The sequence below is a fragment of the Lysobacter silvisoli genome, from assembly GCF_003382365.1.
Taxonomy (GTDB): Bacteria; Pseudomonadota; Gammaproteobacteria; order Xanthomonadales; family Xanthomonadaceae; genus Lysobacter; species Lysobacter silvisoli.
Genome location: NZ_QTSU01000005.1, coordinates 209,130 through 232,602 on the forward strand (window position 1 = coordinate 209,130; position 23,473 = coordinate 232,602).

The 23,473-nt window shown below is 70.4% G+C and carries 19 protein-coding genes; 6 read left to right on the forward strand and 13 right to left on the reverse strand.

All coding sequences use genetic code 11. From position 1 onward, the window contains the following. Nucleotides 1-11 precede the first annotated feature (11 nt). From DX914_RS19745 to DX914_RS19790, 10 genes are all read right to left on the reverse strand, one after another. On the reverse strand, nt 12-1,262 hold the full coding sequence (locus tag DX914_RS19745; RefSeq protein ID WP_115862053.1) for an ATP-grasp domain-containing protein: 1,251 nt from the start codon (nt 1,260-1,262) through the stop codon (nt 12-14). Between the two features lie 23 nt (nt 1,263-1,285). Next, nucleotides 1,286-2,308, reverse strand: a complete 1,023-nt coding sequence (locus tag DX914_RS19750) for a pyridoxal-phosphate dependent enzyme (RefSeq protein WP_196778974.1) — start codon at nt 2,306-2,308, stop codon at nt 1,286-1,288. Continuing rightward, entirely contained in the window at nt 2,305-3,249 is a 945-nt protein-coding gene (locus DX914_RS19755; RefSeq protein WP_115862055.1) for a GHMP family kinase ATP-binding protein, read from the reverse strand. Before DX914_RS19755 ends, DX914_RS19750 begins: the two co-directional genes overlap by 4 nt. A 3-nt stretch (nt 3,250-3,252) precedes the next feature. After that, entirely contained in the window at nt 3,253-5,172 is a 1,920-nt protein-coding gene (locus DX914_RS19760) for a TonB-dependent siderophore receptor (RefSeq protein ID WP_158549410.1), read from the reverse strand. Between the two features lies 1 nt (nt 5,173). After that, complete coding sequence (locus DX914_RS19765; RefSeq protein WP_115862059.1) at nt 5,174-6,118, reverse strand: DUF3526 domain-containing protein; 945 nt, start codon at nt 6,116-6,118, stop codon at nt 5,174-5,176. Beyond that, the gene (locus DX914_RS19770) at nt 6,106-6,657 is read right to left on the reverse strand and encodes a hypothetical protein (protein ID WP_115862061.1); all 552 of its coding nucleotides are present in this window, start codon (nt 6,655-6,657) and stop codon (nt 6,106-6,108) included. The genes DX914_RS19765 and DX914_RS19770 overlap by 13 nt, the downstream gene beginning before the upstream one ends. Further along, nucleotides 6,654-8,057 carry a DUF3526 domain-containing protein gene (locus DX914_RS19775; protein ID WP_115862063.1) on the reverse strand — a complete coding sequence of 468 codons (1,404 nt, stop codon included), beginning with the start codon at nt 8,055-8,057 and terminating at the stop codon, nt 6,654-6,656. The genes DX914_RS19770 and DX914_RS19775 overlap by 4 nt, the downstream gene beginning before the upstream one ends. After that, entirely contained in the window at nt 8,054-8,788 is a 735-nt protein-coding gene (locus DX914_RS19780) for an ABC transporter ATP-binding protein (protein ID WP_231118339.1), read from the reverse strand. The genes DX914_RS19775 and DX914_RS19780 overlap by 4 nt, the downstream gene beginning before the upstream one ends. Further along, nucleotides 8,785-11,034, reverse strand: coding sequence for a TonB-dependent receptor (locus tag DX914_RS19785; protein ID WP_158549411.1), 2,250 nt, complete (start codon nt 11,032-11,034; stop codon nt 8,785-8,787). Before DX914_RS19785 ends, DX914_RS19780 begins: the two co-directional genes overlap by 4 nt. Before the next feature lie 167 nt (nt 11,035-11,201). Beyond that, nucleotides 11,202-12,563 (reverse strand): OmpP1/FadL family transporter, encoded by a 1,362-nt coding sequence (locus tag DX914_RS19790; RefSeq protein WP_115862072.1) that lies wholly within the window; start codon nt 12,561-12,563, stop codon nt 11,202-11,204. A gap of 257 nt (nt 12,564-12,820) precedes the next feature. On the opposite strand from DX914_RS19790, the gene DX914_RS19795 reads away from it, so the two are divergent. Then, on the forward strand, nt 12,821-13,513 hold the full coding sequence (locus DX914_RS19795; protein ID WP_115862074.1) for a rhomboid family intramembrane serine protease: 693 nt from the start codon (nt 12,821-12,823) through the stop codon (nt 13,511-13,513). Nucleotides 13,514-13,582: 69 nt separating this feature from the next. Then, nucleotides 13,583-13,903, forward strand: coding sequence for a DUF1820 family protein (locus DX914_RS19800; RefSeq protein WP_115862076.1), 321 nt, complete (start codon nt 13,583-13,585; stop codon nt 13,901-13,903). Nucleotides 13,904-14,032: 129 nt separating this feature from the next. Here DX914_RS19800 and DX914_RS19805 read toward each other — a convergent pair whose 3' ends face one another. From DX914_RS19805 to gpmI, 3 genes are all read right to left on the reverse strand, one after another. After that, nucleotides 14,033-15,421: a S41 family peptidase gene (locus DX914_RS19805; RefSeq protein ID WP_115862078.1), complete on the reverse strand. Its 1,389-nt coding sequence runs from the start codon at nt 15,419-15,421 to the stop codon at nt 14,033-14,035. A 400-nt stretch (nt 15,422-15,821) separates the two neighbouring features. Further along, entirely contained in the window at nt 15,822-17,057 is a 1,236-nt protein-coding gene (locus tag DX914_RS19810) for a murein hydrolase activator EnvC family protein (RefSeq protein ID WP_115862080.1), read from the reverse strand. Continuing rightward, entirely contained in the window at nt 17,057-18,610 is a 1,554-nt protein-coding gene (gene gpmI / locus DX914_RS19815; RefSeq protein ID WP_231118340.1) for a 2,3-bisphosphoglycerate-independent phosphoglycerate mutase, read from the reverse strand. The genes DX914_RS19810 and gpmI overlap by 1 nt, the downstream gene beginning before the upstream one ends. Before the next feature lie 189 nt (nt 18,611-18,799). Here gpmI and DX914_RS19820 point away from each other — a divergent pair, with 189 nt between their 5' ends. The 4 genes from DX914_RS19820 (at nt 18,800) to DX914_RS19835 (ending at nt 22,962) form a co-directional block, all read left to right on the forward strand. Continuing rightward, complete coding sequence (locus DX914_RS19820; RefSeq protein ID WP_115862084.1) at nt 18,800-19,474, forward strand: DUF4097 family beta strand repeat-containing protein; 675 nt, start codon at nt 18,800-18,802, stop codon at nt 19,472-19,474. A gap of 145 nt (nt 19,475-19,619) precedes the next feature. Continuing rightward, nucleotides 19,620-21,362, forward strand: a complete 1,743-nt coding sequence (locus DX914_RS19825) for a M28 family metallopeptidase (protein WP_425480711.1) — start codon at nt 19,620-19,622, stop codon at nt 21,360-21,362. Nucleotides 21,363-21,678: 316 nt separating this feature from the next. Next, nucleotides 21,679-22,089, forward strand: coding sequence for an MAPEG family protein (locus tag DX914_RS19830; protein ID WP_158549412.1), 411 nt, complete (start codon nt 21,679-21,681; stop codon nt 22,087-22,089). A 123-nt stretch (nt 22,090-22,212) separates the two neighbouring features. After that, nucleotides 22,213-22,962 (forward strand): 2OG-Fe dioxygenase family protein, encoded by a 750-nt coding sequence (locus DX914_RS19835; protein ID WP_115862090.1) that lies wholly within the window; start codon nt 22,213-22,215, stop codon nt 22,960-22,962. Nucleotides 22,963-23,473: the final 511 nt, after the last annotated feature.

The following is a 23,473-nucleotide window of genomic DNA, read 5'->3' on the forward strand; positions in this document are numbered from 1 at the left end:
GCGAGGAGTGCTCAGGCGTAATGCAGCGCGATCCGGCCCAGGGCCCGCTCGGCATGCGCGCGCGCCTCCAGCCCGCTCGCGTCGGTGGCCACCACGTGACCCAGGTAGCAGGCGTTGTCCACCGGCTCGCCGACGTCGCAGCCGACGATGGGCACCAGGCTCCAGCGCGCCACATCGGCATCGGCGGCCAGCGCCTGCGCGCCCTCGATCGCGGCGATGCGGCCGGCGCGCGGCGGTACCAGGAATTTGATCGCCGCGCTGGCGATGCCGGTGGCTTTGCGCTGCAGATCCGGCGCGCGGCCCAGCGCCAGTTCGATCTGCGCGTCGAGCAGGTCGATGCCGGTCACGCGCTGGATCAGTTCGACGATGTAGTTGCCGCCGGGGCGCGGATTGATCTCGACGATGCGCGGGCCATCGGCGGTCAGCTTGACCTCGGTGTGGCTGATGCCGTGGTCGTGGCCCACCGCCTGCAGCGCGCCGCGCACCAGCGTTTCGATCTCCGCCGCCAGCGGCGCCGGCAGCCGCGCCGGAAACATGTGCCCGTCCTCGATGAAGTACGGCAGCCCGGTCACGCTCTTGTCGGTGATGCCCAGCACCGTGGTCGCGCCCTGGAAGGTGCAGGCCTCCACGCTGACTTCCTCGCCGCGCATGAATTCCTCCAGCAGCACCAGCGGCACCCGCGCCTGCTCGCGGAAGTTGACCGGGAACCGTTCCAGCGCATCGAAGGCCAGGCACAGCTCGGTCTCGTCGTGGACCAGGCGCACGAAGGCGCTGGAGGCCAGGTCGGTGGGCTTGAGCACCAGCGGGTAACCGATGCGCGCGGCGGCTTCGCGCGCCTGCGGCCAGGACTCGGCCACGGCGAACTTCGGATTGGGCAGACCCGCCTGTTCGAGCGCGGTGCGCACCCGGTCCTTGCGTCGCGCCAGCGCCACCTGCGCCGAATACGCCTGCGGCAGGTCCAGCGCCTGCGCCACCTGGGCCACGGTGTCGATGTAGTAGTCGCAGATGGTGACCACGCCGTCGAATGGCGTCTGACCATGACGTTCGCGCAGGAATGCGATCAGCGCCGGTACGTCGTTGGTATCGAAGTCCAGCACCTGCTCGGCGTTGGCCACCACCGGATGCGCGCCGTCGGCGTCGTCGGCGTAATGGCTGCGGCTGCGGGTGACGAAGCTGTAGCGATGGCCCAGCCGGCGGATGGCCGGCGGGAAAATGCGGCCAGTGCCGCCGACCCAACTTTCGATCATCAACAAATGCGCCATGGCGGCGGTCTCCTGTAGGGAATTCAATGCGCGGCGGGGGCCGGCGGGTAGTCGCGGCGGGCCCAAGCCATCGCCGACCAGGGCAGCGCCAGCTGGTCCAGCGACTCGATCGTTTGCGGCGCCAAGGTGCGCGGGTCGGCGGCGCTGTCGTGGTGGGCGAACACGCCCTCGACGTAGCGGTGGCCGGTGTCGGCGGCCACGAACAGCACGCTGCGCTCCGGCCGCCGCGCCGCCTCGTGCGCGGCCACCAGATACGCGCAGCCGCTGGACAGCCCGGCGAACACCGCGTGCTCGCGCAACAGCGCCACCGCGCCGGCCACGCCGTAGTCGAAGCTGACCCAATGCACCTGGTCGTACAGCGCGTGGCGCACGTTGCGGAACGGGATCGAAGTGCCGATGCCGGCGATGATGATGCCGGGGTCCTCGATGTGCTGGCAGCCGAAACTGACGCTGCCGAAGGGCTGCACGCCGATCAGCTCCACGCCGTCGTCGATCGCGCGCAGGGCCTGCGCCAGGCCGCCGGTGGAACAACCCGAGCCGACGCCGCCGACCACGCTCAGCGCCGCGCAACCCAAGGCGTCGGCGATGGCCTCGGCCACCGGCGCGTAGCCGTGGTAGTGGATGTCGTCGTGGTACTGCTGCATCCAGTGCATGTCCGGCCGCTCGTGCAGCAGTTGCTGGATGCGCGCCACCCGCAGACTCTGGTCCAGCTTCAGCGTGGCCTGCGGCTCCACCTGTTCGACCGTGGCGCCGAGCACGCGCAGCTGCAGCATCAACGCGCGGTCTATGGTCTTGGAGCCGACGATGTGGCAGTGCAGGCCGTAGCGGTGGCAGGCCACCGCCAGCGCGTAGGCGTACAGGCCGCTGGAACTGTCGAGCAAGGTCGCGCCTGGGCGCACGCGGCCGCTGGCGAGCAGACGTTCCACCGCCACCAGGGTGGAATACAGCTTCATGGTCTCGAACCGCGCCACGTACAGGTTCGATGCCAGCTGCACCAATGCGGGCGCCTTGACCGCATCGGCGATATGCGCATGCACCGCGTTCACGGCCCGGTCTCCACGAAACGGCACTGCCGGCCCAGGCCGTGGAAGAACGCCGACAACTCGCTCATGCGCGCCGCGCTGGGCCGGCGCGCGTACAGGTAGCCGATCAGGCTGCCGGTGTGCGCGACCACGATGCCGTCGGCGCCGAGCTCGCGCCGGTGCCGCTGCATGGCCGCGAAGCTGGGCTTGGGCAGCACCCCCTGCGAGAGCGCGGCGCTGCGCGTGGAACAGGCGCAGATCGCGCGCGGATCGCGCTGGCCGAACGCGGCCAGCATGGCGTCCAGGTTGCGCGCGTACTCGCCCTGGCGGCGGCGATAGTGGGCGAGCAACGGCGCCGCGGCCGATTCGGTTTCCACCGCGCCGCCTTCGTCGATGTAACAGGCGTGCAGCCGCAGCGGCCGGGCGAAGGTGCGCACCACTTCCTGCAGGCCGCTGAGGTAGAGCGCGTGGCGGTCCAGGAACACGCTGTCGGAGCGCTCGATCTGGCGCAGCAGCGCGGCCACCAGTGGCGGCGGCGAACGTCGCGCGAACACCTGATCCAGGCAGCGCACCGTGGCGACGATGTCGGCGGTGGAGCTGGCCATGCCCTTGCCGATGGGCAACTCGGAATCGTGGCTCCAACGCCCGGGCGGCAGGCGCAGGCCGTAGTGCTTCAGGTACAGCGCGATGGCCTGGCGGCAGCGCGGCTTGCTAGTCAGTTCGGCGTCGATGTCGCCGGCCTCGCCCTGGGCGAAGTGTACCCAGCTGTAGCGGCGGATCGGCAGCGAGATCAGGCCGATGTGCAGCTCGCCGCCGCGCTCATAGGGCCCTTGCAGCAACTCGCCCAGAGTGCCGTGGCAGACGCCGCTGCGCACCGTAGGCGCGGCGGCCGACGCAGGCACGGCGCGGCGGCGCAACGATGCGCGCTGCGGCGCCAAGGCGAGCGCGGTGTTTCCCTGATCCATGGGTCATCCCTCGAAGTCCACTGCCAGTTGCACCACGTAGCGGCGGCCGTCGGTGAGGCCGAAGCTGTTGTGGCCGTACAGATTCCAGGCGTAGGTGTCGCCCACGTTCGCCACCAGCAGGCGCAGGCTGGCCGGCGCCGCGCCGAGCTTGAAGCGGTAGCGCGCGCCGACATCGGCCAGGGTGTAGGCGGGCAGGCGGTTGACGCCGTCGCGCGAGGCCACGCGTTCGCCGTAGTGGCTCATCGCCACGTCGAACGACCAGCCCGGCAGCGCCGGCGGCCGGTACTCCAGATCGCCGCGCAGCACCCGTTCGGCCTGGCCGATCGGACGCTCGCCGACCCGTCCTTCGCGCACCGCCGCGCCGCTCACGCGCGGCCGCATCAGCACCGCACCGGCCACCAGGTTGAAACGGTCGTTGAGCGCGCCGCTCAGGCTCAGCTCCATGCCGCGGTGGCGCACTTCGCCCAGCGGTCCGAACACGTTGTTCTCGTCGGTGACGAAGTAGGGCTTGCGCACGTCGAAGCCGCCGGCGACCAGCTTCATGCCGTTGCCCAGGGTCCAGCGCAGCCCGGCGTCGGTCTGGCGCGTGCGGATCGCCGGCAGCGCCTGGTTGCGGTTGGCCGCGTCGTCCGGCGCCACCCCGCTTTCCTCCAGCCCGCGGGTATGGCCGGCGTACAGGGCCAGGCGCGGACTGAGGTAGGCGCTGACACTGGCGCTGGGCAGCCAGGGATCGTCGCGCGTGGACACGCGCGGCAGGCCGGGCTGGTCCACCTGCTTGTGGTAGCGGCTGCGCTGCAGGCCCAGGCTGAGCTCGCCCACATCACGCCAGCGGCCTTCGTAGGCCAGCCCGCCGGTCCACTGGCGCACGCGGTCGCGGGTGCGCTGGGCGAATGCGAACGCGTCGGGTTCGGGCATCGGCCGCAACTCGCCCAGGCGCCGCCATCCGTAGTCCAGCGCCGGCGCCGAACCGCCGTAAAGGCTTTCCAGGCTGCGCCCGCGCACCGCCGCATGCAGCAGGTGCAGGCGCGGGCCCTCACTGAAGCTGCGGCTCAGGCGCAGCTCGCCGCTGCTGGACACCGAGCGCTGGCTGGGATCGGCGATGACCTTTTCGCGAGTCATGCCATCGGGCGTGGTATCGACGAACAACTCGGCGAAACCGCTGGGCATGTGGAAGATCGAGCGCACCGCGCTGCCCGACAGCGCCCAGTCGCGGCCGATGCGCGCTTTGGCGATCACGCCGTAGTTGCGGCTGTCGTATTCGTTGTCCGACCAGCGCTGGCCGAAGTGGCGGCGGCGCTGCACCTTGGGCGGCAGGTAGTTGCCGGCGGTCACGATCACCGGCGCCACTTCCTCGTCGCGCCCGCGCGAGATGCTCCAGAACGGCAGGATCTCCACGTGCTCGCTGGGCCGCCAGCGCGGTACCACCGCCGCGCGCAGGTAGCGCGCGTCGGCGCCGTCGTAATACTCCTCGCGCGCCCACGACACGTTGGCCGCCACGCCCAGGCGGCCCTCGACGATGGGCAGCTTGGCGTCCAGCTCCAGCGCCGGCGCGCCATAGGCGTTGAGCGCGCCGATGACACTGAGCACGCGCCGGTCGCCGGCCTTCTTCAGCCGGTAATCGACGATGCCGGTGGGCGCCGGGAACGGATACCCCAGCGCCGACAGGCCCACGCGAATAGTGGAACCCTCCACCAGCGCCGGCGGCACCGTGCCCTGGCGGTCGAAGTACAGGCCCTCCATGCGCACGTTGCCGGCCTCCACCGGCGAGAATCCGCGCACCTGCTTGCTGCTGTACAGGCCGATGCTTTCGTTGCCCAGGGTCGCGCCGAACGCGTCCTCGGCCGCGGTCACCGCGTTGTCGCCGGCGCGTTGCGCATAGGCGGGCGCGCAGGCGATCGCCGCCATCCATAGCCAGGCTTTCATCTCAATCCTCCATGGGCCAATGACGCAGGCGGCGCAGCGCCCAAAAGGACAGCGCGGCGGCGAGCAAGGCCAGCCACAGCAGCGCAGGCAGCACCGCACGCAACCGCGCCTCGGAGCCCGGCTCGCGGCCGGCCCAGGCGGGGATCGCGTCGTACTCGCCGAAGTTCTGCCGCCCGCGCGACTGCGCGGGACGCGGTGTGGGCGCCGCGATCTGCCGCTGGATTCGCGGGTAGAACCAGTCGCGCAAGCGCTGCTGGTAGTCGCGCACCTGGGTTTCGAAACGGCGGTGGCGCTGCGCATCGGTGCCGGCCAGCTGCGCCAGCGCGGACTGCAGGCCCAGCGGCGGCGATAGGTAGGCCGCGAACGCCGACGCTTGCGCGCGGCCGTCGCGCGCGGCCTGGCGCTGCGCCTCCAGCCTGGACAGCCGCCGCTCCAGCTCGGGCGCCAGGAAGGTCATGCGGGTGGCGTAGTCCAGGCTGCCGACGCGATCGGACGCACCGATCAGGTCGCTGCGCCGCGCGAACGCGGCGGCGGCGATCGCATCGCGCTGCGCGGCGATGGCGTCGTTGCCGCGCCGCTGCGCGTCCACCAGCGCGGTGGCCGAGGGCATCGGATAGCGCGTCCGCGCATAGGCATCGGCCGCCAGCGGCACGCCGATGGCCAAGGCGGCCCACAATGCGACCAGGCTGCCCACCGCGCCGGCCGCGCTAGGCCAAGCGGCGAGTACGAGGAAAGCCAGGGCCAGCCATAGGCCCAGGTAAGCCAGGCTCAGCGCCGCCGCGGCCGCCAGCTCGGGCCACGCCGCGCGCGCATCCACACCGGCCCAGCACAAAGCCAAGATCAGCGACGCCAACACCAGCGGCGCCATCCACAAACCGATCGCGGCGATACGCGCACTCAACCAGATGCGCGGACCGATTCGTTGCGCGGCGATCAAGCGCAGCATGCCGTTGTCGCGCTCGAAGCTCCCAACAACGCGGCCAACAGGATCGTCGCCACCGGCAGCAGATAGGCCAGCACGAAGCCCAGATCGAAGCGGCCCAGGCCCAGGCTGCGCGGCGGCTCGAAGTCGTACACCGGTTCCACCCCGAACGGCGTTTCCAGCTTCACCGGCAACCGCGTCGGCAACAGGTCGCTGGCGCCCACGGCCAGCGGCGAGGACGGCAGATTGGGCTTGTACGCCTGAGCGCGCAGGAAGTAGCGGCTGTAGCCGGCCACGTCGGTCGGGTCCTGCCAGTACGGCAAGGGCTCGGCCGCCGGCTGCGCGTAACCGCGCGCACGCTCGCGCGTCTGCTCCAGCCAGGCGCGGTCGGCGGCGCGCGCCTGTGCGATCGCCGCGTCCTGCGCGCGATGCAGGGCCGCGCCGCTGTCGGCGCCCCACAGCATCGCCAGCGCCAGCAGGCCCAGCACCAGCCACAGCAGGCGGCTGCGCCCGACCTGGCGCAGTTCCCAGCGCAGCAGCGCGAAGAAACCGGGCGCGCTCATGGCCGCAACCTGCGCGTGGCCACGGCCAGCAGGGTCAGCGCCAGCGCCGACCACAGCAGCAGGGCGGCCGCGGCCGGCGCCGCCACCGCGCGCGCGGCCGGCAGCGCCAGCGGGCGGTGATGGAACTCGGGCACCTGCGCCCACAGCCGCTCGTCGTTGTTATGACGCGCGCCTGTGTCGCCGCTGGGGTGCGCCATCACGTCCTGGTTCATGCGGTTCACCAGCGCGCGCCGGTAGCGCTCGGCGCCGTCGATGAAGCCGCGGTGGTGGGCGAAGTCGCTGCCGGCCAGCGCGGGCGACAGGCCCTGCAGCGCGATCGCCGGCGACAGCAGGCCGAGCACGGCGTACGTACGGTCCTGGCCGACCACGCGGTCGTAGTAGCCGCCCAGCACGCGGTCGAACACGCCGTGCGAATGGCGTTCGTTGAGGTCCAACTCGGCGCCGCGCAGGTCCACCGGCAGCTGTGCCTGCTCGCGCACGCCGTAGCGCGCCAGCAGTTGGGCGCGGTTGGCCTGCCCCGCCTCGGCGGTCCAGTACGAGGGCGCTTCGTCGAGCAGGCGCTGTTTGACCGCCTGCGTGGACGGCAGCGGTTGCGCGCGCTGGGCCAGGCCGTCGGCCCAGCGCGGCAGGATCAGTGCGAACGCGATCCACAGGCCGAACAGCGTCGCCAGCGCGATGCGCACGTTGCCGGCCAGCAGCGACACCGCCACCCCCACCGCGGTGAGCACGCCCAGCCACAGCGCCATCGCCGACGCCCACAGGCTCAGGCGCAGGCCGGTGTCGACATCCAGCAGGCCCTGCGCCAAGGCCAACGATGCCGCGCACAGGACCACCGGCAGCAGCAGGGCCAGCAGCAGCGCGCTCCAGATCGCCAGCACCTTGGCGCGCACGATGGCCGCCGGCCGCACCGCCGCGCCCAAGGCCAGGCGCAGGCTGCCGCGCTCGCGATCCATGGCCACCGCGCCGAAGGCGAGCAGGAACGCCACCAGCGGCGCGAAACCGATCAGCAGACTCGAAGGACTCAGCGCCGCGGCGCGCTGCAAGGGCGAGGCATCGCCTTGCGGCCGGTACAGCGCGTCGTTCTGCACGTGCGCCTCCAGCCACACCGCCTGGCCGACATAGGGCTCCGCGCCCGGGTCCAGCGCCGCCAGCGGCGGCGTGGGCTTGAACGCATAGATGCTGTAATGCGCGGCCGAGTGCGGGTCCTTCGCGCCCTGCCCCAGCCAGCGCGCGCGCTCGGCCTGGGCCATGCGCGATTTCTCGGCGTTGCCGGCGGCGATGCGTTCGGCGTTGAACGCGAAGGCCAGCAGTACCAGCGCGCCCAGGCACAGCAGCGACCACCAGGCGCGGCGGTCGCGCCGCAGCAGGGTCCATTCGTAGGCGGTGGCATGCGCCTTCATCGCGACAGCTGCTCCAGGTACAGCGCCTCGATCTGCGCCGCGCTGAGCCGGTCGGTGCGCTGCTCCAGCAGCAGCCGGCCGTCGCGCAGGATGCCCAGGCGCTGGGCCACGTCCTTGACCCGGTACAGGTCGTGGGTGGCCATCAGCACCGCCATGCCGCGCTGCGCGGCCGCGCGCACGCCGTGGCTGAGATCGTTGGCGGCGCTGGCGTCCAGGCCCGAGGTGGGCTCGTCCAGCAACAGCACGCGCGCATCCTTGGCCAACGCGATGGCCAGCCCGACTTTCTGGCGCATGCCCTTGGAATAGCCGCCGGCGCGCCGCGCATGCGCTTCTTCCTGCAAGCCGGCCTCGTTGAGCAGCGCGCGCGCCTGCGCGTCGTCCAGGCGCCGGCCGCCGAGCAGGGCGAAGTAGCCCAGGTTCTCGATCGCGCTCAGCGTCGGGTGCAGCATCACCGTTTCCGGCAGGTAGGCGATGCGTGCGCGCGCGCCCAGCGGATCGGCCACCGCATCGATGCCGGCCACTTCGATGCGGCCAGCGTCGGGGCGCAGGAACCCCAGAATCAGGTTCAAGGTGGTGGTCTTGCCCGCGCCGTTGGGCCCGAGCAGGGCATAGACCTCGCCCGGCGCCAACGCCAGGCTCAGCGACTCCAGCGCGCAACGCTCGCCGAAGCGCTTGCGCACCGAATCCAGCCGCAATGCCTGCGCCGCCGCCGGCGCGTCCAGGCGGCTCACAGGTCCACCTTGAACGTGAGCTCGACGCTGCGCGGGGCGCCAATGACCAACTGGTCGGCCGCGCCGCCGGACCACTGCGCGTAGAACGCATCGCCCAGGTTGCGCCCGTGCAAGGCCAGCTCGCCGAACGGCAGCCGGTAGGCCAGCGACGCGTCCCACACGGTATGCGAATCCACGCGGATGCTGTTGGCGTTGTTGGTGTAGAACGCGCCCACGTAGCGCGCGCCACCGCTCAAGCGCAGCGGCACCGCGTTGAAGCGGTAGCTGGCGTACAACTGGGCCAGACGTTCGGGCACGTTGGGCGGCGTGTTGCCGGCGCGGTCGATGCCGCCGGCCTCGCGCAGTTCATCGAAGCGCGCGTTCAACGCCGCCACGCTCGCGTCCACCCTCAGCTGCGGCGTCAGCGCGGCCGACAGCGACAGCTCCGCGCCGCGCGAGGACTGGCGCCCGCCCTGGATCGAGATCGCGGCGTTGGCCGGATCGCGGGTGACGATGTCGTCCTGGCGGATCCAGTACCCGCCCAGAGTCAGGTCGATGCGGTCCTGCCAGAACGTGCGCTTGAGGCCGATATCGACCGCGCGTCCGTGGGTGAGGTCGAAACGCGCATTGGCCTGCGACAGCAGCGGCAGGCTGCCCACCGGCGCGACCGCGGCGCTGTATTGCGCGTACAGCTGGGTCTGCGGCTGCAGGTCGTAGACCGTGCCCACGCGCCAGGACAGCGGATCGTAATCGCGCGAGAAGCGCGTGAGCGCGCCGGTGTTGTAGTCGCGATTGCTGCGTTCCAGTTCGATGCGGTCGTAGCGCAGCCCGGCCAGCAGCAGCCAGCGCGGGGTCAGGTTGAGTGCGTCTTCGAGGAACACCGAGGCGGTGCGCGTGCTGGAATCGAAGTCCACGCGGTTGCCGGCGCCGGGAAACAGCGCGGCCTCGTTACCGACCGGGAACAAGCCGCGCTGCGGCGCGAACGGGTCCACCGCCGCGGCCGTGCCGAAGCGACGCGGCACCGCCAGATCGCCGTCGCTGAACTCCACGCCCACCGAGTAGCGGTTGCGGCGTCCCGCCCACAGCGATTCGCCGATCAGGCTGGCGCGCTCGACCCAGTAACGGTGGCGGTGCTCGATGCGGGTGATGCCGCGCTTGAGCAGGCCGCTGGCGGCATCGAAGCTGTAGGTTTCGGAATTGAGCCAGCGCCGAGTGGCGTCGTAGTAGCTGGCTTCGTTGACCAGGCGCAGGTTCTCGCCCAGCTGCCACGACACCCGCGTGCGCAGCCAGTCGCTGCGCGCGGTCTGGGTGCCGTCGGCGACGTTGTAGTTGACCTCGCGCATCGCGCGGTCGAGCACGTAGCCGTTGCCGCTGCGGACCAGATCGCTGGGATCGCGGGCCACGGCGCGCGGCACCAGCGGCGTGCCCCAGTAGGCGCTGTCGTAGTCGTCCTCGTAATGGTCCAGCGCGATCTCCGCGTCCACCGCATCGCTGGGGCGCCAGCGCGCGCTGAGCGTGGCCGAGGTGGCGCGGTTCTCGGTGGCGTCCACATAGCCGTCGCTGCGGCGGTGGCTGGCGATCAGGCGCAGCGCGAAGCGCTCGTCCAGCGGCCAGTTGCCGTCCACCGCATAGCGCTGTCCGCCGAAGCTGCCCCAGCCCAGCAGCGCCGACAGCCGGCGCCCGTCGAAGTCGGCGCGCTTGGGCACCAGGTTGATCGCGCCGGCCAGTGCGCCTTCGCCGTACAGCACCGAGGCCGGCCCCTTGAGCACCTCGATGCGTTCGAAGCTCCAGCTGTCGAAATCGCGGGTGACCAGCGGCGCGGCGGTCTGGCGCGCGCCGTCGTACAGCAGCGAGATCGCGCCGCCGCTGAAGCCGCGCATGGACGTGGTGCCCGGCGAGGACGGCAGCTGTCCGGCCAACACGCCGGGCGCGGCGTTGAGCGCTTCCACGCTGCTGCGCAGGCCGCGTTGCTGCAGATCGTCGGCGGTCAGCACTTCGACCGCGGCCGGGGTCTCGCGCGGGCTCAGGCCCAGGCGCGAGGCGGTCGCGGACGGCGTGTCCAGGCGCGCGCGCTCGGCGGTGCCGGTCACGGTCACGCCGTCGAGCTGATGCGCAGTGGTCGCCGCGGCGTCGGCGTCGGCGCCCTGCGCTCTGGCCGGCGCGAGCGACAGCGCGCTCAGCGCCACCGCGCTCACCGTGGCCAGCTTGCGGGCGCGGCCGCGCCCCGTTGCGGCCGCGTCGCGGCCCCCGCCCTGTCGTGCGCCCACTGCGATCCCCTCAGTCTTAATTGAAACGTTATATCATTTCAATCTAGAGCGGGATGGCGGCGGCGTCAAGACGTTTTCGTCGGCCCAGGTACGGAAAACGCCAACCCGGACGCAAAAAAAGAGCCCCGCCGTAGCGGGGCTCTTCGGGTGTCGCCTTGCCGGCCGGATCAGAAGTGGTACTGAGCCGAAGCGCCGAACAGGTTGACGTTGCTGTCGTAGGAACCGAACAGACGCTGGCCGCCCTGGGCCGCCGGCGTGACGATGCCGATCTGCGGACGGTCCGGCTCGATGCGGGTGTAGGCGAAGCTGAATTCCAGCTGCTCGCTGAAGTTCCAGGTCGCGCCGATCGAGTACCACTTGCGGTCTTCGTCCGGCAGGCGCGGGGTGCGCGTGGCGTACGTGGTCGGGGTTTCGTCGTAGGCGTAACCGGCGCGCAGGGTCCAGGCGTCGTTGAGCTTGTACTCGGCGCCCAGCGACATGAAGCGCGTGGTATCCCAGCCGAAATGCTCGACCGAGTCCGCGTCCGGGTTGGCGAAGTCGATGCGGATTTCCTGCAGCGAGCTCCAATCGGTCTCGGCGTAGTCGGCCAGCAGCGAGAACTGGTCGTTGAACTTGTACTCGACGCTGACGGTGGTGACCGACGGCGTGGTCAGCTTGGCCAGCGCGCGGCCGTCCTTGAACAGCGGGGTGGCGCCCAGCGGGCCACCGGCTACGGCGGCCGGCACGGTCCAGTCGACGGTGCCGCTCAGGTCGTGGTCGATTTCCGAGCGGTGCGACAGGCCGATGGCCAGCTTGTCGTTCGGACGGAAGTTGACGCCGATGACCCAGCCCATGCCGGTGTCGTCGCCTTCGACCTTGGCGAAGCCGTCGGAGCCCTGCGGACGCGCGAACGCCGGCGCGGTCGGACGCGCCGCCGGCGGCAGCTGGCCGAACAGGATGGCGCCGAAGTCGACGGTCTTGGACAGCTCGGCCTCGGCCTTCTCCCAGATGATGCCGCCGCCCACCGACAGGTGGTCGGGCACCAGCTCGAACGCGGCCGACAGGGTCAGGTCGACGGTCTTGAGCTCGGACTTGGCGGCGTAGTAGCGGCCGACCCAGCCGGGCTCGTACTCGGTCTTCAGACCGAACGGCGCGCTGACCATGGCGCCCACGGTCAGACCGTTGTTGAACTTGTGGATCAGCGACATGGCCGGAACCGGGGTGACGTCGCCGGCTTCGCCGCCGTCGCCGCCGGTGAGCGGGCGGCCGATCAGGTCGTAGCCGCCGCCTTCGAAGCGGGCGTTGAGGTCGATCACGGTGACGTCGGTCTGCACCGTGGTGCCTTCGAACTGGGTCATCGCGGCCGGGTTGTTGGCGACCACCGAGGTGTCGCCGGCTGCCACGCCGGTACCGGCGAACGCGCGGCCCTGGGCCTTGACGCTGTTTTCCTTGAGCTGGAAGCCCGAAGCGTGAACCTGGCCGAGGGCCAGTGCGCCGGTGATGCCCAGCGCGAGGGCGGTCAGGCGCGTATAGCGGTGTGCGTGCTGCATGCGTAAGTCTCCATTGGAGTATTTTTTGGTCTTCCACGGCTGTCCGCGCGCGCCGGCGAAAGCCGGGCCCGCGCCCGCCGGAAAGCCCCTCCCGACGTACGACGCCGTATGCACTATAGCGCGGCTGTTAACCGAAAGCTAACAATAGCGACCGGTCCGACCGCTACCGTTCTCAGCCAGGTTTTCGTCCAGGTTTTCCCAACGCCGGCATCCCCCTGTTCAGCCTGCCGGCGGCGGGCACCGCGACGCCCCGAATCATGTTCATCGCCATCCCCTCCCGCGAAAAGGCACCCTTGCGCTGGGCCACGCCCCTGCTGTTCGCGGCGCTGTGGCTGTGCTTCATCGGTTCGGCCCTGCTGCCGGACCCGGAGCAGCGCCGGCTGATGCTGGAATGGGGCGCGCTGTCGGGCGGCCTGTCCAACCCCGAAGCCTGGTGGAACGCGGTGCGCGACGGCAGCGGCCTGCGCTTGTTCAGCGCGCTGTTCCTGCACGCCGACTGGGCGCACCTGCTCGGCAACCTGGTGTTCCTGCTGATCTTCGGCCTGCCCGCGGAGCGGGCGATGGGGCCGTGGCGGTTCCTGGCCTTGTTCCTGTGCGGCGGCGCGGTGGCGAACCTGGCGGCGGTGATCACCATCGGCACGCCCGACCGCATGATCATCGGCGCCAGCGGCGCGGTGTCGGCGCTGATCGGCGCCTACCTGGCGCTGTTCCCCGGCGCCAAGCTCGGCGTGGTGGTGCCGCTGGGGCTGTTCCTGCAGTTCGTGAAAGTGCCCGCGCCGTTGCTGATCGGCATCTGGGCGTTGCTGCAAGTGGTGTTCACCTTCATCGGCCCGGCCTTCGGCGCGGTGGCGTGGTCGGCGCACCTGGCCGGCTTCGCCTTCGGCGGCGGCTTCGCCCTGATCGCGCGCGCGGGCATCGCCCGGCGCATGCGCCGGCGGCGAGGCTACTGACCTTGCAAGTCACGGCCGCGCCCTTACTTCCGTTGCATCGATAGACACCCCGCACGCCCACCGACCGCCATGGCCAAGACGCTCTACAAAGTCACCTTCCTCAACGCCGGCAAGGTCTACGAACTGTACGCGCGGCATGTCGCCTCCGGCGCGCTGTGGGGCTTCACCGAAGTCGGCGAACTGGTGTTCGACCTGCACGAAGGCTTGGTGGTGGACCCCACCGAAGAACGCCTGCGCGACGAATTCGGCAACACCCGCGTACTGCACCTGCCGATGCACAGCATCGTGCGCATCGAGGAAGTGGAGCGCAAAGGGCAGTCGGCGATCCGCGATGCCGCTACGGGCGAGAAGGTGGTGACGCCGTTTCCGTTGCCGGCTAAGCCGCGTTGAGTTGGGGCGGCTAAAAGCAAATCCCCCCTGCCCCCTTTTCCGAAGGGGGGAACAGCAACGGCAGCGACGACGTCTCCGCTTTTGATTCCCCCCTTTGGAAAAGGGGGGCTAGGGGGATTTGCTTTTGCCTCAGCGCTTAGCAGCGCCTTCCCCGGCCTGCGCCACTGCCGGCTTCTTCAACTCCGCCAGCGCCGCGGCGATCGGCGCATCGCCTTCCAGTACTTCGCCGGCATTCGTACCCGGCGCATCGTCCGCGTCGCCGCGCAGATGCCCGGGCAGGTTGGCTTCGCTGTAGCCGGTGCGGCCGCCGTTGGTGGCGTCCTTGCCTGGGTGCAGGGCGACGTCGGGCACGATGCCCAGCGCCTGGATCGACTTGCCGCTGGGCGTGTAATAACGCGCGGTGGTGAGCTTGACCGAGTCGCCGTTGTCCAAGGGCAGCACGGTCTGCACCGAGCCCTTGCCAAAGGTGCGGCTGCCGACCACGCGCGCGCGGCCGTTGTCGCGCAGCGCGCCGGCCAGCACTTCCGAGGCGCTGGCCGAACCGGCGTCCACCAGCACCACCACCGGCGCGCCGGACAAACGGTCGCCCGGCGTGGCGCCGAACTCGGCGTCGCTGATGGCGATGCGGCCGCGGGTGCTGACGATCTTGCCCTTCTCGAGCAGGTCGTCGGCGATCTGCACGGCCGACGTCAGCAGGCCGCCGGGGTTGCTGCGCAGGTCGATCACCAGACCGCGCAGATTGCCGCCGGCCTGGGTCTTGAGCTTTTCCAGTTGGCTTTCGAAATCGGCCGCGGTGTCGGCCTGGAACGCGGCGATGCGCAGGTAACCGTAGCCCGGTTCGAGCATGCGGCTGCGCACGCTGGCCACGCGGATGGTCTCGCGCGTGACCGGCACGTCGAAGGGCTTGTCGCGGCCTTCGCGCACGATGGTCAGCACCACCTTGCTGCCGGGCTCGCCGCGCAGCGGGCCGGAGCTGTCGCCTTCGTCGGCCTTGAACGGCTTGCCGTCGATGGCCACGATCAGGTCGCCGGCCTTGATGCCCGCGCGCGCGGCGGGGGTGTCGTCGATGGGCGAGATCACCCGCAGGCTGCCGTCGGGCTGGCGCTGCAGTTCCACGCCGATGCCGTCGTAGGCGCCGCGCGCCTGCTCGTCGAAGTCGTCGGCGGCGGCCTTGTCCAGGTAGACGCTGTGCGGGTCCAGGTCGAACAGCAGGCCGCGGATCGCCGAATGCATGAGCTTGCGGTCGTCCACCGGTTCCACATAGGCCTGCTTGACCGCGTTGTAGACGGCCACGTAGCGGCGGATCTCGTCCAGCGGCACCTTGGAATCGGCCTCGTCCTGCTTGGCGTCGGCTTTCTTGGCGCCGTCCTTCTGCGCCGGGTCCTTGGCAGGGGCGGGCGCCTGCGCGGGCGGCTCCTGCGCGGCCGCGGGCAGCGCCAGCGCGAACGCGGCCAGGCCCAGCCACAGGGCGCGGCGCAAGGTCGCCGAGGAAAGAGGTGCGGGGTGACGCAGGCGCATGCAGGAACTCCGAAGCGGATTGCCGGTTGGACCGCGCGCGGCGCGCAGGGTTCGCGCACCGGGACGGCCATGGGAACACGTTAGGCAGGGGCTCGGGAAGCTTTCGTTAACGGCGGCGGGGCGGGTTCAGCCGGGGGTGGGGCGCGAGCTTGCCGCAGGTCACGCGCCGCTGCAGGCACCTACGCGATACGGGGAACGATCCGGCCTGGGGCCAGACGAATCATCACCCGTCATTCCGGCAGAAGCCGGAACCCATGTTGCTGTCCCCGCAGCGTCCGGTCCGGAAACAGCGAAGATCAAAATAAGTTCCGGCGTTCGCCGGAATGACGGTGAACCAAGGCGACCAGTGGCTGACGCCGCTGCTGCGCGCAGCTCAGCCCCGCTGCGCAACCGGCCCGGCTCAGCGCCGCAGCCAGGTCGAGGGGTTCACCGGCTGGCCGTTGCGGCGCAGTTCGAAGTACAGCGCCGGGCGGCCGTTGCCGCCGGAGCTGCCAACGGTGGCGACGGCGTCGCCGCGCTTGACCCGGTCGCCGACGTTGCGCAGCAGCGCGTCGTTCTGCGCGTACAGGCTCATGTAGCCGTTGCCGTGGTCGACGATCAACAGCAGGCCGTAGCCGGTCATCCATTCGGCGTAGACCACCTGACCGTCGCCGACGGCCTTGACCGTGGCGCCGGCGGCCGCGCCGATCAGCAGGCCGTCGCTGCCGCGGCCGTCGGGCATGGTCGCGCCGTAGCCGGCCAGCAGCGCGCCCGACACCGGCCAGCCCAGGCCGCCGACCTGCGGCGCCGGCGCGCTGGCCACGGTCAGCGGCTTGCGTATGCTCGATTCGGGCTTGCCGGTCTTGGCCGCGGCGGCGCGCGCCTCGCGCTCGGCCTTGGCCGCGGCCGCCTTGCGTTGCGCCTCGGCGCGCGCGGCGGCCTGGCGCAGCTTCTTGAGCAGGTCTTCCAGGCCCTTGGCGTCGCGCCCCAGGGCGCGCTCGCGGCTGCTGCGGTCCTGGTACTTGCGGTTGATCTGAGCGACCAGCGCCGCACGCGTTTCGCGATCGCTCTGCAACTCGCCCAGCTGGCTGCGCTGCTGCTTGCGCGCGCCGTCGAGTTCGGCCTGGCGGGCGACGATCTCGCGCTCGACCGTGTCCAGCTCGGCCAGTTCGGTGCGCAGCTGGGCGATGCGGCGTGCGCGGTCGCGCTGCACGTAGCCGTGATACGCGAGCAGGCGGTTGGCATCCGCCACGCGGTCCTGCGACAGCATCACCTTCAAGGGCGCGTCGTTGCCCTGGGCGTAGGCGGCGCGCAGCAGCCGCGCCAGTTCCTCGCGCTTGGCGCCCAGCGTGCCCTGCAGGGTTTCGCGGCGCTGGCGCAGTTGGGTCAGCGAGGACTGTTCGCGGGCGATGCGCTGCTCGGTGTCGCGCAGAGTGCGATTGGTGCGGCCGACCTTCTCATCGGCCTCGCGCAGCTCGCGCGAGGCGGTGCCGCGCTGGCCTTCGAGCTTGCGGCGCTCGTCGGCGACCGACTTGAGCTCGCTCTTGATGCGCTCGAGCTTGCGCTCGGTGTCGCGGCTGTTGTTCTGCGCTGCGGCCGGCGCGCAGGCCAGCCACGCCAGCAGCGTCGCGGCGGCGAGCGCGCGCAGGCTCCGCATCAGGCGCCCGACCCGCCTTCGATCAGCAGCGTCCGGCCGCTCATCTCGGCCGGCTGCGGCACACCGAGCAGGTCGAGCATGGTCGGTGCGACGTCGCGCAGGGCGCCGCCGCTGCGCAGCTGCGCCGGGCGCGGGCCCAGGTAGACCAAGGGCACAGGGCCCACGGTGTGAGCGGTGTGCGGCTGGCCGGTGGCGGGGTCGCGCATCATTTCCAGGTTGCCGTGATCGGCGGTGATCAGCAGCGCGCCGCCGACCTCGCGCACCGCCTGGGCGATCGCGCCGATGGCCACGTCCACGGCCTCGGCGGCCTTGACCGCGGCGGCCAGATCGCCGGTGTGGCCAACCATGTCGGGGTTGGCGATGTTGCACACGGCCACGTCGATCTCGCCCGAACGGATCGCCGCGGCCAGCTTGGCGGTCACTTCCGGGCAGCTCATTTCCGGCTGCAGGTCGTAGGTGGCGACCTTGGGGCTGGGCACCAGGATGCGGCTCTCGCCGGCGTAAGGCTCTTCGCGCCCGCCGCTGAAGAAGAAGGTGACGTGCGCGTACTTCTCGGTCTCGGCGATGCGCAATTGCTTCAGGCCCTGCGCGGCCAGCAGTTCGCCCAGGGTGTTGCGCAGTTCGTCCGGCGCGAACGCCACCGGCGCCGGCAGCCTGGCGTCGTACTCGGTCAGGCAGACGTAGCGCGACAGTCGCGGGCGGCGTGCTTCGTAGCCGTCGAAGTTCGGATCGACGAAGGCGGCGCTGAGCTGGCGCGCGCGGTCGGCGCGGAAGTTCATGTAGACCACCGCGTCGCCGTCGGCCATCGGCAGGGACGGATCGATCACGGTCGGGGCGACGAACTCGTCGGTCTCGCCGCGCGCATACGCCGCGTCCAGCGCCGCCAGCGCATCGGCGGCGTGGTGCTCGCTGCGCGCCTCCACAATCGCGTCCCAGGCGCGCAGCTGGCGGTCCCAGCGTTTGTCGCGGTCCATGGCGTAGTAGCGGCCGCTGACGCTGGCGATGCGCGCGTTGCCGGCGCGCTCGCAGGCCTGCTGCAGCAGCTGCAGGCTGGGCGCGGCCGACTTGGGCGGCATGTCGCGGCCGTCCAGGAAGGCGTGCACGGCGACCCGGGCCACGCCCTCGCGCCGCGCCAGTTCGATCATCGCGAAGATGTGCTGCTCGTGGCTGTGCACGCCGCCGGGCGAGAGCAGGCCCATCAGGTGCAGCGTGCCGCCGGCATCGCGGGCGGCGGCGCAGGCCGCGCGCAGTTCGTGGTTGGCGTAGAAGCTGCCGTCCTCGATCGCCGCGTCGATGCGGGTCAGGTCCTGGTAGACGATGCGGCCGGCGCCCAGGTTCATGTGGCCGACTTCGGAATTGCCCATCTGCCCGTCCGGCAGGCCGACGTGGCGGCCTTCGGTGTGGATCAGGGTGTGCGGCGCGCTGGCCAGCAGCGCCCGCCAGTTCGGCAGGTCGGCCTGGGCCAGGGCGTTGTCGGCGGGGTCTTCGCGATGGCCCCAGCCATCCAGGATCAGCAGGACGACGGGGCGGGGGCGCGCGGAAGCAGGGGACACGGTGCGATTCCTGGTCGATGAACAGGGCCGGCGGGCCCTGCATAGCGTTGCCGGGATTGTAGCGGAGCCGGCGCGACCGGCATGACCAAGGACACACGCAGGCATTGGCGATGTGGCTTAAACCTGTGCGCCCTTCGCCGCATCTCTGTTAGCGAGCCCACCCACGGGAACTCCCAAAGGACCCCGCCCATGATCCGCAACCGCTACACCGTCGCCCTGTCGCTGGCCCTGACCGCCACGGCCATACCCGCTTTCGCCGCCGACCCGAGCATCGACAAGGTCAACGGCAGCATCACCGTCGACGCCGGCGAGCGCTACGGCGACCTGGAAACCGTCAACGGCAGCATCCGCATCGGCGCCAACGCCCGCGTGGCCGACGCCGAAACCGTCAACGGCAGCATCACCGTGGCCGACAGCGTGCAGGCCGGCGGCCTGCAGACCGTCAACGGCAGCATCCGCGTGGGCCGCAACGGCACCATGGGAGACAGCGTGGGCACGGTCAACGGCAGCGTGTTCGTCGACCGCGGCGGCAGCATCCGCGGCGGCGTGGAGACGGTGAACGGCTCCATCGGCCTGGTCGACACCGACGTGTCCGAAGGCATCAACACCGTCAACGGCGACCTGACCGTGGGCGTGGACTCGCACGTCAAGGGCGGCATCACCTACGAGAAGCCGAACTTCCAGCTGCTGTCGAGCAAGCGCCGCAACCCGCGCGTGATCATCGGCCCCAACGCCCAGGTCGACGGACCGCTGGTGTTCAAGCGCGAAGTGGACCTGTACGTGCACACCAGCGCCAAGATCGGCCCGGTCACCGGCGCCAAGGCCGAGCGCTACTCCGGCGACGCCCCGCCCGAGCGCAAGTAAGGCCACTCCGGCCGGGGCCCGACCGCGTATTCACGCTACCGGTCAGGTCCCGGGCCGCGCAGGGACATAGAATCGGGATTCCGCCGATGAAGGCCGTCCCGGAGTAGCCATGTCCCGCTCGCAGATTCACCCGTCTTCCACCGCCTTGCCGCGCGTAGCCGCACTGGCCGCGCTGTCGGCGCTGGCGCTGGCCGCGTGCAAGCCCGAACCGGCGCCTGCGCCGGCCGCCGCGGCGCCCGAAACCGCGGCCACGCCCGCCTCCGCCCACGCCTTCGACGGCGCCATCAACGCCGGCGACTTCGCCGAGCACGTCAAGACCCTGGCTTCGGACGAATACGAAGGCCGCGCGCCGGGCAGCCCCGGCGAGGACAAGACCGTCCAATACCTGGAAGCGCAGTTCAAGCGCATGGGCCTGAAGCCGGGCAACGGCGACAGCTATTTCCAGACCGTGCCGATGGTGGAAACCACGGCCGACGAATCCACCGTGCTCAAGCTCGACGTCAAGGGACAGGCGCGCGAGCTCAAGTTCGGCAGCGACATGGTGCTGGGCACCCGCACCGGACAGGCGGAAGTGAAGGTCGATGCCAGCGATCTGGTGTTCGTCGGCTACGGCGTCAACGCGCCGGAGCAGAAGTGGAACGACTACGCCGGCGTGGACGTCAAGGGCAAGACCGTGGTCATGTTCGTCAACGACCCGGGCTTCCATAACCAGGACGCCAAGCTGTTCGAAGGCAAGCGGATGACTTACTACGGCCGCTGGACCTACAAGTTCGAGGAAGCCGCGCGCCAGGGCGCCAAGGCCGCCCTGATCATCCACGACGACGAAGGCGCGTCCTACGGCTGGGAAGTGGTGAAGAACTCCTGGTCCGGCGCGCAGTTCGACCTGCCGGCCAAGGACGATCCGGAACCGCGCCTGCCGGTGCAGGGCTGGATCACCGGCGACGCCGCGCGCAAGCTGCTGGCCGACCTGGGCCAGGATCTGGACGCGCTGTACAAGGCCGCCGGCACGCCGGGCTTCAAGGCCATCCCGCTGCAGGCCCAGGCCACGGTGGACCTGAAGAGCACGATCAGCCAGAAGTCCTCGCGCAACGTGATCGCGCGGCTGGACGGCGCCAAGCGTCCGGACGAGGCCATCGTCTACATGGCGCACTGGGACCACCTGGGCGACCACGCCGACAAGGGCGGCCACGAAGGCCACGCGACGGACGCCAAGGCGCCGGCCGCGGACACGATCTACAACGGCGCGGTCGACAACGCCACCGGCGTGGCCGGCATCCTGGAGATCGCCGAGGCCTTCACCAAGCAGACGCCGCCGCCGGATCGTTCGCTGCTGTTCGTGGCGGTGACGCTGGAAGAGTCGGGCCTGCTGGGTTCCAAGTACTACGTCGCCCATCCGACCGTGCCGCTGAATAAGACCGTTGCGGTGATCAATCTCGACGCCATGCCGGTGATCGGCAAGGCCCGCGACATGACCGTGATCGGCTACGGCAGCTCGGAGCTGGAGGACATCCTCAAGCCCATCGCGGCCGAACAGGGCCGCACCTTGCATGCCGAAGCCACGCCGGAAGACGGTTTCTACTTCCGCTCCGATCACTTCAACTTCGCCAAGGCCGGCGTGCCCGCGTTGTACGCCAAGGGCGGCGACGACCTGGTCGAAGGCGGCACCACCGCCGGGCAGCAGGCCAACAGCGATTACCGCGACCACCGCTATCACAAGCCCGCCGATCAGTTCGATCCGGCCTGGAAGCTGGATGGCGTGATCCAGGATCTGGACGCGCTGTACGGGGTGGGCAAGGTGCTGGCGGGGAACGAGCAGTGGCCCAACTGGTACGAGGGCAATGCGTTCCGCGCGGCGCATGAGAAGTTGATGAAGGCGGCGGCTAAGTAGGGGCTGCGGCTTGATCGAGGCAAAAGAAGGCCGGCCTCGCGAGAGGCCGGCCTTTTTGTTTTTTCGGGAGCGGAACGTCTGCGCTGTTCGGAGCGGATCGCGGCTCACGCCGCTCCCACAGGGAGCAGGCGCTTTCGACACAGGTGGAAGGTCGCGGTCGCAGCTGGCGCAACTCCTACGGTGGGTGGTGTGGGGTTCGCGGCGATGGCGGGTACGCGGTCGCGGCTTACGCCGCTCCTACCCCGACGCCAGGGCGGCGCCGCATCGGACGATGCTTTCGGCTAGGCTTAACGCGACTTCCGCCTCGGACCCTGCCATGACGCTAGCCCTCGCCTATTGGTGCGTCGTCTTCGTCGCCGTGCTGCCCTACTTGTGGGTATATGTCGCCAAGGCCAGCGGCCAGCGCTACAACAACCGCGACCCGCGTGGCTGGCAGGCCCGCCAGGACAACCCGCGCTCGATCCGCGCCAACGCCGCCCAGCTCAATGCCTTCGAGGCCTTCGCCCCGTTCGCCGCGGGCGTCGTCATGGCCCAGCTGACCGGCGTGGCCCATGGCACCATCGCCGCCCTGGCCGTGGTGTTCGCGATCTCGCGCCTGCTGCACGGCCTGCTGTATCTGGCCGATCGGCACGCCCTGCGCAGCCTGGTCTGGGCGGTCGGCTTCGTTTGCGCGGTCGCGCTGCTGGTGCTGGCCGCATTGAAGGCGGCGGCCATCGCGCCCATCTGATTGGTCACATCGCGGCCTGCGGCGCCCACCGCGGCAGGCCCTGCTTCCGGCGCGCCGCCGGAGCACGGACATCCCCCACCCGGACCCGGCGCGTCCGGCGCAGGCGTTGCGCAAGGCTCCCCCATGAATTCCGGCGTCACCGATACCGTGCAAGCGCTAGAGAGCGGCCTGCAGCACGACGGCTTCCGCTTCGTCGAAGCCGTCACCATGCGCGAGCTGCTGGAGGCGGAGCGACCGCTGGCGGATTGGACGGCCTTCGCCGACAGCTGGAACGACCTGGGGCCGGACAACTACCTGGCCCGGCACGGCCGCGAGCGGCGGCGCCGCTACGCCGTCTACAGCGCCGGCCCCGACGGCGAGATCCGCCGCGAGGCGCACCAGCCGCATTACCAGAGCCTGGACTACAACAGCCTGCAGGGCGATATCGAACGCTGGTTCGAACCGATCGCGGCGAACATCGGCGAAGGCGAGAGCCTGCGCCGCATCCTGGCCTTCTGTCACGGCTTCTTCGGCGCGCTGGCGCCGGCGATCAGCGGCTGGCACATCGAGGTCCACCAGTTCCGCATCGAGGCCCGTCCCGGCCAGGCCGGCGAGCCCACCCCCGAAGGCGTGCACCGCGACGGCGTGGACTACGTGCTGGTGCTGCTCATCGATCGGCAGAACATCGTCAGCGGTACCACCACCATCCACTCCGGCGATGGGCGCGAACTGGGCAGTTTCACGCTGACCACGCCCCTGGATGCGGCTTTGGTCGACGACAGCCGGGTGTTCCATGGCGTGACCGCGGTGACCCCGCAGGATCCCATCCTCCCCGCGCACCGAGACGTGCTGGTGGTGACGCTGCGCGCCAGGGATTCCAGCGCTCCGCGCTGAGGGGTCTGGCAAGGCGTAAGTGCCGGCGCAAGGCCGCTCCTTCGCGTGCCCTCACCCCAACCCCTCTCCCGCATAGCGGGAGAGGGGCTAAAGCGTCAACGTCGATCGAGTCCGTCCTCTCTCCCATTTACGGGAGCGGGTTAGGGTGAAAGGTAAAGGGTAGCGGTCGAATGTGTCCCCTCTCCCGTTCACGGGAGAGGGCTAGGGTGAGGGGGTGAGCGCGAAGCGCGAATGCTCTTGATCTCCGCTCGGGCCCCGAGCTCGCAGCTCCAACAGTAGACCCATAGAGCCTGGCCCCCGCGAAGACGGGGCGGCGCGCGCATCGATCTCGCACGGGAGCTCTGGCGAAGCGTTTTTCTTTGGTTACTTTCTTTTGACGCTTATCAAAAGAAAGTGACCCGGCCGCTTGCGAACGGAAGCTGTTGCTGTTGTTCCTAAGCAAGAGCAACAGCAAAGGCAAATCCCCCGCAATCCCGCTTTTCCAAAGGGGGAAGACAAGCCGGGGCGAAAC

Coding starts and splice junctions, on each gene's coding strand:
- DX914_RS19765 (WP_115862059.1), bottom strand. CDS start 6,118: ATGCTGCGCTTGATCGCCGCGCAACGAATCGGTCCGCGCATCTGGTTG.
- DX914_RS19755 (WP_115862055.1), bottom strand. CDS start 3,249: ATGGATCAGGGAAACACCGCGCTCGCCTTGGCGCCGCAGCGCGCATCG.
- DX914_RS19790 (WP_115862072.1), bottom strand. CDS start 12,563: ATGCAGCACGCACACCGCTATACGCGCCTGACCGCCCTCGCGCTGGGC.
- DX914_RS19795 (WP_115862074.1), top strand. CDS start 12,821: ATGTTCATCGCCATCCCCTCCCGCGAAAAGGCACCCTTGCGCTGGGCC.
- DX914_RS19820 (WP_115862084.1), top strand. CDS start 18,800: ATGATCCGCAACCGCTACACCGTCGCCCTGTCGCTGGCCCTGACCGCC.
- DX914_RS19810 (WP_115862080.1), bottom strand. CDS start 17,057: ATGCGGAGCCTGCGCGCGCTCGCCGCCGCGACGCTGCTGGCGTGGCTG.
- DX914_RS19800 (WP_115862076.1), top strand. CDS start 13,583: ATGGCCAAGACGCTCTACAAAGTCACCTTCCTCAACGCCGGCAAGGTC.
- DX914_RS19745 (WP_115862053.1), bottom strand. CDS start 1,262: ATGGCGCATTTGTTGATGATCGAAAGTTGGGTCGGCGGCACTGGCCGC.
- DX914_RS19760 (WP_158549410.1), bottom strand. CDS start 5,172: ATGAAAGCCTGGCTATGGATGGCGGCGATCGCCTGCGCGCCCGCCTAT.
- DX914_RS19835 (WP_115862090.1), top strand. CDS start 22,213: ATGAATTCCGGCGTCACCGATACCGTGCAAGCGCTAGAGAGCGGCCTG.
- DX914_RS19775 (WP_115862063.1), bottom strand. CDS start 8,057: ATGAAGGCGCATGCCACCGCCTACGAATGGACCCTGCTGCGGCGCGAC.
- DX914_RS19830 (WP_158549412.1), top strand. CDS start 21,679: ATGACGCTAGCCCTCGCCTATTGGTGCGTCGTCTTCGTCGCCGTGCTG.
- DX914_RS19770 (WP_115862061.1), bottom strand. CDS start 6,657: ATGAGCGCGCCCGGTTTCTTCGCGCTGCTGCGCTGGGAACTGCGCCAG.
- DX914_RS19805 (WP_115862078.1), bottom strand. CDS start 15,421: ATGCGCCTGCGTCACCCCGCACCTCTTTCCTCGGCGACCTTGCGCCGC.